The sequence below is a fragment of the Ruminiclostridium josui JCM 17888 genome, from assembly GCF_000526495.1.
Lineage (GTDB): Bacteria > Bacillota > Clostridia > Acetivibrionales > DSM-1351 > Ruminiclostridium > Ruminiclostridium josui.
The window spans coordinates 2,094,891-2,107,013 of record NZ_JAGE01000001.1; the positions used below are offsets into that span (position 1 = coordinate 2,094,891).

15 protein-coding genes and 1 pseudogene are annotated in these 12,123 nt (G+C 38.1%); 14 read left to right on the top strand and 2 right to left on the bottom strand.

The annotated features are described in order from the left end of the window. Positions 1 to 4 precede the first annotated feature (4 nt). From prfA to wecB, 9 genes and pseudogenes are all read left to right on the top strand, one after another. On the top strand, positions 5 to 1,084 hold the full coding sequence (gene prfA / locus K412_RS0109785) for a peptide chain release factor 1 (RefSeq protein WP_024832942.1): 1,080 nt from the start codon (positions 5 to 7) through the stop codon (positions 1,082 to 1,084). A gap of 95 nt (positions 1,085 to 1,179) precedes the next feature. Continuing rightward, entirely contained in the window at positions 1,180 to 1,923 is a 744-nt protein-coding gene (locus K412_RS0109790; protein ID WP_024832943.1) for a ZIP family metal transporter, read from the top strand. 27 nt (positions 1,924 to 1,950) lie between these two features. Further along, positions 1,951 to 3,015: an L-threonylcarbamoyladenylate synthase gene (locus K412_RS0109795; RefSeq protein WP_024832944.1), complete on the top strand. Its 1,065-nt coding sequence runs from the start codon at positions 1,951 to 1,953 to the stop codon at positions 3,013 to 3,015. Between the two features lie 20 nt (positions 3,016 to 3,035). After that, complete coding sequence (locus K412_RS0109800) at positions 3,036 to 3,542, top strand: low molecular weight protein arginine phosphatase (protein WP_024832945.1); 507 nt, start codon at positions 3,036 to 3,038, stop codon at positions 3,540 to 3,542. Positions 3,543 to 3,621: 79 nt separating this feature from the next. After that, complete coding sequence (rpiB, locus tag K412_RS0109805) at positions 3,622 to 4,071, top strand: ribose 5-phosphate isomerase B (RefSeq protein WP_034847397.1); 450 nt, start codon at positions 3,622 to 3,624, stop codon at positions 4,069 to 4,071. An 11-nt stretch (positions 4,072 to 4,082) separates the two neighbouring features. After that, the gene (gene upp, locus K412_RS0109810; protein ID WP_024832947.1) at positions 4,083 to 4,712 is read left to right on the top strand and encodes a uracil phosphoribosyltransferase; all 630 of its coding nucleotides are present in this window, start codon (positions 4,083 to 4,085) and stop codon (positions 4,710 to 4,712) included. Positions 4,713 to 4,775: 63 nt separating this feature from the next. Beyond that, the gene (locus K412_RS0109815) at positions 4,776 to 5,213 is read left to right on the top strand and encodes a deoxycytidylate deaminase (protein ID WP_024832948.1); all 438 of its coding nucleotides are present in this window, start codon (positions 4,776 to 4,778) and stop codon (positions 5,211 to 5,213) included. A 260-nt stretch (positions 5,214 to 5,473) separates the two neighbouring features. Continuing rightward, positions 5,474 to 6,073 (top strand): annotated as a pseudogene (locus tag K412_RS22900) (MraY family glycosyltransferase); the annotation flags it as partial. A 408-nt stretch (positions 6,074 to 6,481) separates the two neighbouring features. After that, positions 6,482 to 7,633 carry a non-hydrolyzing UDP-N-acetylglucosamine 2-epimerase gene (wecB, locus tag K412_RS22735; RefSeq protein ID WP_024832949.1) on the top strand — a complete coding sequence of 384 codons (1,152 nt, stop codon included), beginning with the start codon at positions 6,482 to 6,484 and terminating at the stop codon, positions 7,631 to 7,633. Positions 7,634 to 7,717: 84 nt separating this feature from the next. On the opposite strand, the gene K412_RS0109825 is transcribed toward wecB, so the two are convergent. Next, positions 7,718 to 8,491 (bottom strand): OmpA/MotB family protein, encoded by a 774-nt coding sequence (locus tag K412_RS0109825; RefSeq protein WP_024832950.1) that lies wholly within the window; start codon positions 8,489 to 8,491, stop codon positions 7,718 to 7,720. A gap of 2 nt (positions 8,492 to 8,493) precedes the next feature. Beyond that, the gene (locus K412_RS0109830) at positions 8,494 to 9,294 is read right to left on the bottom strand and encodes a motility protein A (protein WP_024832951.1); all 801 of its coding nucleotides are present in this window, start codon (positions 9,292 to 9,294) and stop codon (positions 8,494 to 8,496) included. Between the two features lie 381 nt (positions 9,295 to 9,675). Between K412_RS0109830 and K412_RS20650 the strand changes: the two genes are divergently transcribed. From K412_RS20650 to K412_RS0109855, 5 genes are all read left to right on the top strand, one after another. After that, positions 9,676 to 9,942 carry a hypothetical protein gene (locus K412_RS20650; protein ID WP_242835596.1) on the top strand — a complete coding sequence of 89 codons (267 nt, stop codon included), beginning with the start codon at positions 9,676 to 9,678 and terminating at the stop codon, positions 9,940 to 9,942. Next, positions 9,942 to 10,649 (top strand): F0F1 ATP synthase subunit A, encoded by a 708-nt coding sequence (locus tag K412_RS0109840; protein ID WP_024832953.1) that lies wholly within the window; start codon positions 9,942 to 9,944, stop codon positions 10,647 to 10,649. The genes K412_RS20650 and K412_RS0109840 overlap by 1 nt, the downstream gene beginning before the upstream one ends. Positions 10,650 to 10,661: 12 nt before the next feature. Further along, entirely contained in the window at positions 10,662 to 10,892 is a 231-nt protein-coding gene (atpE, locus tag K412_RS0109845; protein ID WP_024832954.1) for an ATP synthase F0 subunit C, read from the top strand. A gap of 194 nt (positions 10,893 to 11,086) precedes the next feature. After that, a complete protein-coding gene (gene atpF / locus K412_RS0109850) occupies positions 11,087 to 11,572 on the top strand; it encodes a F0F1 ATP synthase subunit B (RefSeq protein WP_024832955.1) in 486 nt (161 codons plus the stop codon). Beyond that, entirely contained in the window at positions 11,572 to 12,099 is a 528-nt protein-coding gene (locus tag K412_RS0109855; protein ID WP_024832956.1) for a F0F1 ATP synthase subunit delta, read from the top strand. Before atpF ends, K412_RS0109855 begins: the two co-directional genes overlap by 1 nt. Positions 12,100 to 12,123: the final 24 nt, after the last annotated feature.

Genomic DNA, 12,123 nt, shown 5'->3' on the forward strand with positions numbered 1-12,123 from the left:
ATTTATGTTTGACAAACTTCAGGCTGCAGAAGACAGATACGAGGAGATAAGCCACAAGCTTAGTGACCCTGATGTCATTAACAACCAGGATGAATATAAAAAGTATATGAAAGAGTATTCTGATTTGGAAGAAATCGTTCAAAAGTACAGGGAATACAAAAAAGTAACAAAAGAAGTTGAAGAGGCAAGAGAACTTCTTGACCAGACTCTGGACAAGGACTTTAGGGAAATGGTTCAGGAGGAGTTTCAAGAAGCTCAGGAAAAACTTGAGGTAATAAAACGACAGCTTAAAATATTGATTGTCCCTAAGGACCCAAATGATGATAAAAACGTTATTGTTGAAATACGTGGAGGAGCTGGGGGCGAAGAGGCAGCCTTATTTGCAGGAGTACTTTTCAGAGCTATGACAAAGTATGCAGAAAAAAAGCACTGGAAGTATGAAATATTGGACTCTAACCCTACCGAATTGGGTGGATTTAAGGAAGTTGTGTTTTCAATAGAAGGAAAGGGTGCGTACAGCAGGCTTAAATTTGAAAGCGGAGTACACAGAGTTCAGAGAGTACCTACTACAGAATCCAGCGGACGTATTCATACATCAACTATAACTGTTGCTGTTTTGCCAGAAGTTGAGGAAGTTGATGTAGATATAAATCCAAGTGACTTAAGGATAGACACATACAGAGCCAGCGGTGCAGGAGGACAGCATATTAATAAAACTGATTCTGCAATAAGAATAACCCATATACCTACAGGGCTTGTCGTAAGCTGTCAAGACGAACGTTCACAGCATAAAAACAAAGATAGGGCCATGAAGATACTTCGTTCAAAACTGTATGAAATAGCACAGGAACAGCAGATAAACGAGGTTGCTCAGGACAGGAAGAATCAGGTTGGAACTGGTGACAGAAGTGAAAGAATCAGAACTTACAACTATCCTCAGGGAAGAGTAACCGACCATCGTATCAATCTAACTCTATACAAGTTAGATCAAGTGCTCGACGGAGACCTTGACGAGTTGATTGATGCCCTCATAACTACCGACCAATCTGAGAAGCTTGGAAGCGGTGCTGATGATGAGGATTAATGATTGTAAATAAAAAGTAGGACAATTTAATAATATTTCACAGATAACCGGAATAGTATTTAGTAGACTACTATATAAAAAAGAAGGATATTGCTGTGGAACATATTATAAAGATAACAATTGTGGGCTTGATATCAGGCATTACCGGAACAGGTATTGGCGGATTGATAGCCTTTTTTGTAGATAAAAGGATAAGCAACAGGCTGCTTAGTTCAATTTTGGAATTTTCGGCTGGATTAATGACAGCTGTAGTATGTTTTGAACTTGTCCCCGAAGCCTTTAAGGTTGCAGGATTGAATTTAACAATAATAGGAATGGGATTGGGAATACTAATTGTAATAATCCTTGATGATGTGGTGAAAAGACTTGATAGTGTGAAGAACACAAAAGGTAACTCAAGTTTACTGCGAGCAGGTATACTTGTATCGGTAGGTCTCGCACTTCACAATTTACCTGAAGGCTTTGCTGTTGGTTCAGGCTTTGAGGCTTCTATGAAACTGGGGCTAACCCTTACTGTTATAATTGCAATTCACGATGTACCGGAAGGTATTGCAATGGCACTTCCCATGAAAATAGGCGGCTTTTCTGCAAAAAAGGCGTTCCTGTTAACCATACTGTCCGGGGTGCCAATGGGCTTGGGAGCTTTTATTGGAGCAGTTTTAGGGCATGTCTCTCAGCAATTTATTGCCCTTTGTCTTGGGTTTGCCGGAGGAGCCATGCTATATGTAGTGTTTGGTGAGCTTATTCCTGAATCCAAGAGGATTTATCTGGGGAGAATGTCATCAGTAGGCAATATATTGGGAATAGTATGTGGTATAATAGTAACAATGCTTAATTAGTAGCAAACTATATTAGAGGTGAAATATTTGAAAACAAAGGTTATTAAAATAGATGCAGAAAATATAGATAAAATTGCATTAGAACCGGCTGCAGAGGCTTTAAAACAAGGGATGACGGTGGCTTTCCCAACGGAAACAGTATACGGCTTGGGAGCCAATGCCCTTGATGGAGCAGCTGTAAGCAAAATATTTAAGGCTAAGGGAAGACCCTCTGATAATCCTCTTATAGTACATATAGCAGATAAAGAGAAGGTTTCGGAATTGACTTCCTTTATCCCCCATAAGGCGGTTTTACTAATGGACAAGCTTTGGCCCGGACCTCTTACACTTGTAATGAAAAAGAGTTCTGTCATTCCAAATGAGATAACAGCGGGTTTGGATACGGTTGCAATAAGAATGCCAGGACATCCTGTAGCTCTTGAACTTATAAAACTTGCGGGGATTCCGGTTGCTGCTCCAAGTGCCAATGTTTCGGGTAAACCGAGTCCTACTACGGCGCAGCATGTACTGGATGACCTTGACGGAAAAATAGAGATAGTAGTAGAGGCAGGCAATTCCAAAGTAGGACTTGAATCCACAGTTCTTGATGTTTCGGTAGACCCTCCGGTACTTTTAAGGCCTGGAGGAATAACACCACAGCAAATTGAAGAAATTATAGGACATATAGATATTGATAGAACAATTATGGAGAAAGTGACTGCTGAAAATGTACCAAAGTCACCTGGGATGAAGTATAAACACTATTCACCCAAGGCCCATGTTATTATAGTTGAAAGTGGTGATATGGACAAACAGGTTGAAGTAGTTTGCCGCTTAGCGGAAAAATATAAAAAGGAAGACAAAAAAGTAGGAGTTTGTTCTACAGATCAGACCTTTGACAGGTATATTCTCTATGAAACGATTTCCATGGGAGACAGAAATCGTCCTGAAACGATTGCATCCAGTCTGTTTTCAATTTTAAGAGAATTTGATGACAGGGGAGTGGACATTATTCTGGCAGAAGCCGTTGATCAAAAAGGCGTAGGATTGGCAATAATGAATAGGATGGTAAAAGCAGCCGGATATGATATTGTAAAGGCGGACCTTGTTTAGTTTTATTTTGGAGGTTGACAATGAAAGAAAGTAGTTCAACAACAGATTCCATAAAGATAATATTTGTTTGCACCGGTAATACATGCCGCAGCTGTATGGCAGAAGGATTGATGAAAGAGGCATTAAAGGATTTAAAGGATTCCCCAAGGATAATAGCAACATCTCGAGGAATAAGTGCATTTGACGGTGATCCGGCTTCGGGACATTCTGTTAAAGCCATGAAAAACCTGTGGGATATAGATATATCTTCCCATAAGGCAAAAATCCTTACCAATACGGATGCAGAACAGGCGGATTTAATTCTGACAATGACACGACAGCACAGAGATATTATTAAAAGATTGTACCCACAGAAAAAAGATCAGGTTTTTACACTAAAAGAGTATGTATATCCGGATTTAAACCCAGATGGAAGTGCAGCAGACATAAGTGATCCCTATGGAATGTCATACGACGTGTATGAGGCTTGTGCCAAGGAATTACATGAATGTATAAAACTGATTTTAAGCAAAACGAGTTTTTTTTGACATGTAATAATTTATACTATAAAATAATTAAAGATATGATTATAGTTGAAGAGTATTTTTGTCAATTTTTGGAGGAATTATGATTGCAATAGGAAGTGACCATGCGGGATATCTGTTAAAAGCAGATATAATAAAGTTTTTGGAGAGTAAAGGACTTGAGGTGAAGGACTTTGGTACAAACTGCCCGGATTCAGTCGATTATCCTGATTATGGACGAGCTGTAGCAGAGGCTGTAGCCAGTAAGGAATGTGAAAAGGGCATTATTATATGTGGTACCGGTATTGGTATATCAATTGCTGCCAATAAGGTTCCGGGTGTAAGAGCAGCGCTGTGTACAGATAGCTATATGGCAAAAATGTGTAGACAGCACAATGATGCCAACGTAATCGCCATAGGTGAAAGAGTTGTTGGACCGGGACTTGCTCTCGATATAATTGAAACATGGCTGGAAACAGAATTTCTTGGTGGCAGACACCAGAAAAGGCTTGACAAAATTTCAGACATTGAAAAAAAATATTTAACAAAGTGAGGAATTTAAAAATGGAGAATGTGTTTGTTTTTGACCACCCGCTTATACAACATAAGATATCGTTGCTTAGAGATAAGAACACAAATACAAAGGAATTCAGAGAATTAGTAGCAGAGATAGCAATGCTTATGGGCTATGAAGTTACCAGAAATATGCCCCTAAAAGAAGTGGAAATTGAAACTCCTATAGGAATGGCCAAAACAAAGGTTATTTCAGGTAAGAAACTTGGAATAGTTCCAATATTGAGAGCAGGACTGGGAATGGTTGACGGTATGCTGAGACTTATCCCAATGGCAAAAGTAGGACATATTGGGTTATATAGAGACCCTGATTCATTAGAGCCAATTGAATATTATTGCAAACTGCCAGTTGATGTTGAGGAGAGAGAGATAGTTGTTCTTGACCCAATGCTCGCAACAGGTGGTTCAGCATCAGCAGCAATCCAGTTTATAAAAAAGAGAGGCGTAAAGAATATAAAGCTGATGTGCCTTATTGCTGCAAAAGCAGGAATTGAAAGAATGCAGAAGGATCATCCAGATGTTGAAATCTACTGTGCTGCAGTAGATGAAATTCTTAATGATCATGCATATATTGTTCCTGGACTTGGAGACGCTGGAGACAGATTATTCGGAACAAAATAATTCAAACAGTTATAATTTCTGGATTTTATCTTCAGCAAAAGTTTTAGCTTTAGGGGGTTCTTTATGAGGCCGTCTTGGGATGAGTATTTTATGCAGATTGTAGAGCTGATTAAGACCAGATCTACCTGTATAAGGAGACAAGTGGGTGCCGTTATCGTAAAAGATAAGAGAATTCTTGCTACAGGGTATAACGGTGCTCCAGTTGGCTGTAAGCACTGCTCTGAAGTTGGATGCACGCGCGAAAAGTTGAATATTCCGTCGGGGCAGCGACATGAATTATGCAGAGCAATTCACGCAGAGCAAAATGCCATTGTTCAGGCTGCATACAGCGGAATCAGTGTAAACGGAGCTACGTTGTATGTTACAAATCAACCTTGCGTTCTGTGTGCCAAACTGGCCATTAATGCGGGTATTGTGAGAATCGTATTTAATGGTGAATATCCTGATGAACTGGCGATGACGCTACTTGGTGAAGCCGGTATAGAGGTTGTTAGATTATAGAACTATGACCTGGGCGTTGACACTAAAAACATGATATTAAACAGAGGGGGACTGCCTCCCTCTATTTTGATGTTTGGATGGTATGTTTTTGTGTGGATTTGTCTATGGTTATAATACGAGAAGGTGTTTAAATGTCGAGTGTATATGAGTATTTTATTTCTTTCACCCTTGCATTTATAGTTGCTTTTTCAGCTACTCCGGCAGTAAAAAGCCTTGCTTTTAAATTAGGAGTTGTTGACGTTCCCAAGGACAGTCGAAGAATGCACAAGAAACCAACCGCATTATTGGGCGGATTGGCTATAATTGCGGGATTTTTTGTTTCTATACTATTTAGTATAGTTAGTTCCAAACTATTAAATGTAGAAACTGCTTTAGTTTTTGATAAACGTTTTCTTGGATTAATAGCAGGTAGTTTAATAATTGCAGTATTGGGTTTTATAGATGATAAGATGGCATTAAGTGCAAAACTTAAATTTCCTATTCAGATAGTAGCTGCTCTTATAGTTGCATTAACCGGTACTAGAATCGAATTTGTAACTAATCCATTCTCAGTCATTGGAATATCAACCTTCGGGCCATGGATTTCATACCCTTTGACTATAATATGGATAGTAGGTATTACAAATGCCATCAATTTTATTGACGGTTTGGACGGGTTGGCGGCAGGTGTATCATCAATAGCTTCCTTGTCTTTGTTCTTTGTTTCTGTAATGAGGGGTGATCCCGATATTCGTACAGCAGTACTGGCTGCAATTCTTGCAGGTTCTCTACTGGGCTTCTTGCCTTACAATTTTAATCCTGCAAAGATTTTTATGGGAGATACGGGAGCAACTTTTTTAGGATTTGTGTTGGGAACGATATCCATTCAAGGTACATATAAGTCGTATACGGCCATAGCTATAGCCGTACCGCTGCTGGTTCTCGCACTACCCTTGTTTGATACGCTTTTTGCCATTCTTAGAAGAGTTGCAAGCGGTAAATCACCAATGGAAGCAGACAGAGGGCATTTACACCACAGACTTGTTGATATGGGACTTACACAGAAACAATCGGTCTTGGTTATATACGTTGCAAGTGCGGCATTGGGACTATGCGCTGTAGTACTTGACTATAAAGGGCCCGTTAGTGCCATTATATTGGTAATAGCGGTAGCTATATTCATAGTAGGCGGATCCATGTATATGAGTGAAGTAAACAGTGCCAGCAAGGCAAAAGAGGTTCACTATCTGTACAACCCGTCAAGAATGTCTATAATAGGAGGTAGAAAGTTGGACAGACTAAAGGTAATGACAATATTCGGTACAAGACCTGATGCCGTTAAAATGGCACCTCTTGTAAAGGAGCTGGAAAGGTGCGATAAAATTGATTCAATTGTCTGTGTAACAGCCCAACACAGAGAGATGCTAGATCAGGTACTAAAAATGTTTGAGATTACACCTAAACATGATTTGAATATAATGCAGAGCAGACAAACCTTAACAGGCATTACAACAAGAGCTCTTGAGGGTCTTGAGAAGGTTATGGATCAGGAAAAACCTGATATAGTACTTGTACATGGTGATACTACAACATGTTTTGTGGGCAGCCTTGCAGCATTTTACAAGCAGATAGCTGTAGGACATGTAGAAGCTGGATTGAGGACATTTGACAAGTACTCTCCGTATCCGGAAGAAATGAACAGAAAACTTACTGGTTCAATGGCGGATATTCATCTTGCGCCAACTCAAACAAACAGGGAAAATCTTTTAAGAGAAGGCGTAAGTCAGGATTCAATATATGTGACAGGTAATACGGTAAATGATGCATTAAAAACAACTGTAAAGGAAGACTATACATTCCAGTGTGAAGAACTCAGAAGTATAGATTTCAAAAATAAACGAGTTATTGCTGTTACCGCCCACAGAAGAGAAAACCTTGGAGAACCACTTCACAATATTTGTCGTGCACTTTCTGCAATTGTTGATAAGTATGAAGATGTTGAACTGGTTTATACAGTACATTTGAATCCAGTTGTACAGGAAACAGCCAGAGAGATACTTGGAGGAAAAGAAAGAGTTCACTTAATCCCTCCACTGGATGTCCAGGATATGCATAATCTTATGGCCAGATCTTATATGATAATGACTGATTCCGGTGGAATACAGGAAGAAGCACCAACTTTGGGCAAACCGGTTCTTGTATTAAGAAAAGAAACTGAAAGACCTGAAGCTGTTAAAGCAGGTACAGTAAGACTTGCTGGTACAGTTGAAAGCGAGATAATAGAACATGCCTCAAAGCTTCTTGATGACAAGGAAGACTATGATAGAATGGCAAAGGCAGTAAATCCTTACGGCGATGGACATGCTTCAGAAAGAATTGTAAAGGTACTTCTGTATCACTTCGGTTTAACAGATGAAATACCTCAGGAGTTTAGTGTTTGATATTTTAAAGGGGCCGTTGTACAATGAATAATTTATATTCACTGTGCAACGACCCCTTCTTAGTTTAAATGTTTTCAATATTGATTATTTAGCTAAACTGTCATTATCCGTATCAGCTTCACCAGTGCTTGATGAATCTCTCAGTATTACAATATCAACTCTTCTATTTTTTGCTCTGTTAGCATCTGATGTATTCGGAACTAACGGTGAATATTCACCGTATGGAACAGGGTGAATCATCTTTGGGTTAATACCGCCTTTCTCAACCAGAAGCTTCAAAACATTTATTGCTCTTGCCGCCGACAATTCCCAGTTAGATGCATATAAGGCACTCTTCATTGGAATGTTGTCAGTATGACCTTCTACACGGATATGCTTGTTTGGAATCTTACTCAGAATATCTTTTCCTATTTTTATTACTGTATCCTGATCTTTTGGCTCTATTACAGCACTTCCGCTTTTAAACAGTATTTTCTCATTTATTGTAACAACTATACCGCGTTCCTGCATTGTTACAGCTACGTTTCCTTTTAACCCCTCAGAGTCCACAAGGCCATTTATTTCCTCTTGCAACGCCTCCATTTGCTGATCTTCAATCTTTGAAGGTATTACGGGAGACGGCATTGTGGCAGGAAAATCAATCAAAGAATTTCCTGAACTGCCACCATGAACTATAGACGGTCGTTCTCCATTACCAAAAGCAGAACTCAGAGACTGTGAGAGCTGCTGAAATTTTTCAGAGTTAACCTGGCTCATGGAATACAATATTATAAAGAGTATTAACAACAAGTTCATAAGGTCAGCATAAGTCAAGAGCCAACGCTCATTATTATCCTTGACAATTTTTTCCTTAGCCATTCTTATGCCTCAGCTCCTTCTTCCGCAGTAGCTGCTGATTTGTTTTTAGCACCGTTTAACTTTTCCATCAGGTTAAGGTTGAGTTTTTCCTTAATAATACGTGGATTTTCTCCGGCCTGTATGGATAAGAGACCTTCTATTATTATTTCATTAATCATTGTTTCACGTGCTGCTTTAGCCTTTATTTTGGTGCCGAATGGCAACCATACAAGGTTAGCGAAGGCAACACCGTACATGGTTGCAATAAAAGCACTGGATATTTTAGGTCCAAGTGCTGCGGAATCTGATAAATCTTTGAGGATACTAATCATACCCATAACTGTTCCGCAAACTCCCATGGCAGGCCAAGTTCCACCCATTGCCTCAAATATTTTTGCACCTGACTCATAGATTTCAGCCTGAAGTTCAGTTTCTCTTGCAAGTATATCCTTTATTACTTCAGTTTCGATACCGTCAACAACTAGAGCCAAGCCTTTTCTAATAAGGTCATTCTTATTAGTTTGGGCATCCTGCTCAAGACTGAGAAGCCCATCTTTTCTGGCCTTCTCAGATAAATCTGCCAGCTCGTTTATAATATCTATTTCGTTATATTTCTTTTGAATAAACAACATACTTAATGTCGAAAGCATTTTCTTAACTTCTGATAAAGGAAATGCAACCAGTGTCGCACCAAAACCTCCGATAAAAACAATCAGAAACGGAGCTACTTTGAAAAGGGCGCCAAGTTGGCCTCCTTCTTCCAAATATCCTGCAATAACCCCACCAAGACCTAGTACCAAACCTACAATGGTTGTAATATCCATAGAATGACCACTCCTGAATTTTTTGAATTTCTTTTGTGCATTTTTACTAAATTCACTAACCTCATTATAGCACTTTTCAGCAAAGTACCATTGATTTAGCTTTTTTACTATGCTATTATTTAATTAATTTCTTACCAACCAATGGTTAATTATCATTGCATGAAGATAATTAACCTAAATAAATATCGTAAATTTTGGCGAAAAACTTAACAACTTTTTATTGAGATTGGCAGAATAAAATAATAATATATGAGTGATATAATAAAGTTTTTTATAAAAAGGGTTTTTGTTTTATATTTGGTGATACTAATTGCATGTTTTTTTGTAAAACGTCATACACTACCAACAATACTTATATTCACCATCAGTGTGATATTTTCAGTGTTGAGATTAGCGGCATTTGATTTTGTATTGAAGAACTTGTGTAACGGTGTCAAAAAAAAAGTTGCAGTTGCACTTAATTTAGTGCTATATTTATTTAATCTTGGAATTATTACTATCACATTTGTCCTTGCATTGAACTTTGGCGTATATACTTTGCTGGCTGCATTGACAGGTACTTTATCGGTTGTGATAGTTATAATGGTGAATACTATAACAGAAACCTTAGGTATTACAAAAAATCAGTTTGGAGAGAAGGTGATATAATGGGAGAAAAACTTACTCATGCAATGGAGCCACACAATGCATTTACCATGAATCTGTTTGGACTTAAAATTCCCGTTTCTGATCTTGTTGTCACAATGTGGATAATAATGGCTATAATGATCGTTCTTGCTATTGTTTTAACACGTAAACTTTCTTTAATTCCAAATAAGAGACAGAATATTGCAGAAATAATCGTAGAGTTTATTAATAATATGGTTAAGGATGCAATTCCCCATCACTGGAAAGCATTTGCACCATATCTTGGTACTGTTATGTTATTCTTAGTTTTAGCAAATACAGTTTCAATATTTAATATTATTCCTGGAGGAGAAGAAGGCTTTAAATTAAGACCCCCTACAAGAAATATAAATGTTACTGTATGCTTGGCTGTAATGTCAATTTGTGTAGTGGCTTACGCAGGTATAAGATATAAGGGAGTAGGCGGCTGGATAAAGAGCTTTGCCAAGCCAACGCCAATTATGCTTCCTTTTAATATTCTTGACTATGTAATAAAGCCGACATCGTTAGCATTACGTCTATTTGGTAATATATTAGGTGCATTTATAGTTATGGAGCTTATTTATATGGCATTTCCGATATTTGCACCAGCAGTACTAAGCTGTTATTTTGATTTATTTGATGGCATTCTTCAAGCATATGTGTTTATGTTTTTGACTTCTATATATATTTCAGAGGCATTAGAATAAGGGGGTGAAATTATGACAGGAACAGGTATAATAGCTATAGCAGCTGCTATAGCAGCATTTACAGGTATTGGTGCAGGAATAGGTATTAGCTTGGCGACAGGTAAAGCTGTTGAAGGAATTGCTAGACAGCCAGAGGCAGCAGGTTCAATTAGAACATCTCTACTTCTAGGTGCAGCTCTTGCAGAGGCAACGGCTATCTATGGTTTGGTAGTAGCTTTGGTACTGGTTTTCTTAAAAATGTAATAGCAAAGTTTTTTAAGAGAGAACGGTATATTGTTTTGTACTAGGCATATCTGTGAGAGGTGTTAATAATATCTTTCACAGATATGCAGCAGTAAGTAAATTAATAATAAAGCTTAGTAATATACTATATATAAATAAGTATTTATTGAGTTGAAATAGAAAAAATACGGGCAGTAATAAGGGGATGTGAGAACATGTTAAAGCCTGATGGTTATACATTTATATTTGTTGCTTTAAACCTGTTAATCTTGTTTTTCTTTATGAGAAAATTCCTCTTTAAACCCATTACAAACCTCATGGAAGAGAGAAAAAGTTCCATAGAGCAGGGGTTAAAGGATGCTGAAAATGCAAAGATAGAAGCAGCTGAAGCTCGCAAGAAATATGATGAGCAAATAAAGAACATAAAATTAGATGGCGACAAACTATTGAATGAAGCAAGAGCTAAAGCCGCGCGTGAGTATGATGAAATACTGGCAGCTGCAAAAAAAGAAGCTTTAGCAGTGGTAGAAAAAGGTCGCGAAGAGATTGAACGTGAAAGAGAAGAAATGCTTCGCCAGACAAAGCAGCAGATTGCAGTACTAGCAATTGCAGCAGCAACAAAGTTAGTTCAAGCCAATATGGATACCGATGCTAATAAAGCAATGGTAGATAAATTTATAGACGAGGTAGGTGCTATTTGATGCCACTTGTTGAAAAAAGGTATGCACAGGCACTGTTGCAATTGTCAGGTTCAAATATTAATTCCGTAATAGAGGAATTTGGAGATTTTATCAATTTATTTAATACTGATAAGGACTTCAGAGACTTTTTGAATAACCCTGTTGTTAAAACCGATAAGAAACAGGCTCTTGTCAAAAATGTATTTACCGGGCGATTAAGTAAAAATCTCCTTAACTTGGTATTACTTCTGATTTCCAAAAAGAGAACATCTGAAATACCCGGAATATACAACCAGTTTGTCCAAATGGCAAATGAAACGTCAAATGTTCTGGATATGAAGATAATAATGGCTGCTCCATTGGATGAAGTACAATTGGAGGCTGTAAGGCAAAAGTTTAGAATGAAATATAATGCAGTAGCAGTAAATTCCACTGAAATCGTAGATGAATCACTTATTGGTGGCATAAAGGTGATTATAGGTGATAAGGTTTACGATGGGAGTGTAAAAGGCAGGATAGAATCATTAACTGAGATAGTCAGTGTTTAGCTGACGGTATCGGAACATATGGGG

What these genes read in the sequence shown, in the direction of transcription:
- upp (WP_024832947.1), top strand. Translation starts at nt 4,083, where the DNA reads ATGGAGAATGTGTTTGTTTTTGACCACCCGCTTATACAACATAAGATA.
- atpF (WP_024832955.1), top strand. Translation starts at nt 11,087, where the DNA reads ATGTTAAAGCCTGATGGTTATACATTTATATTTGTTGCTTTAAACCTG.
- K412_RS0109830 (WP_024832951.1), bottom strand. Translation starts at nt 9,294, where the DNA reads ATGGATATTACAACCATTGTAGGTTTGGTACTAGGTCTTGGTGGGGTT.
- K412_RS0109815 (WP_024832948.1), top strand. Translation starts at nt 4,776, where the DNA reads ATGAGGCCGTCTTGGGATGAGTATTTTATGCAGATTGTAGAGCTGATT.
- K412_RS0109825 (WP_024832950.1), bottom strand. Translation starts at nt 8,491, where the DNA reads ATGGCTAAGGAAAAAATTGTCAAGGATAATAATGAGCGTTGGCTCTTG.
- atpE (WP_024832954.1), top strand. Translation starts at nt 10,662, where the DNA reads ATGACAGGAACAGGTATAATAGCTATAGCAGCTGCTATAGCAGCATTT.
- rpiB (WP_034847397.1), top strand. Translation starts at nt 3,622, where the DNA reads ATGATTGCAATAGGAAGTGACCATGCGGGATATCTGTTAAAAGCAGAT.
- K412_RS0109800 (WP_024832945.1), top strand. Translation starts at nt 3,036, where the DNA reads ATGAAAGAAAGTAGTTCAACAACAGATTCCATAAAGATAATATTTGTT.
- K412_RS0109855 (WP_024832956.1), top strand. Translation starts at nt 11,572, where the DNA reads ATGCCACTTGTTGAAAAAAGGTATGCACAGGCACTGTTGCAATTGTCA.
- prfA (WP_024832942.1), top strand. Translation starts at nt 5, where the DNA reads ATGTTTGACAAACTTCAGGCTGCAGAAGACAGATACGAGGAGATAAGC.
- K412_RS0109840 (WP_024832953.1), top strand. Translation starts at nt 9,942, where the DNA reads ATGGGAGAAAAACTTACTCATGCAATGGAGCCACACAATGCATTTACC.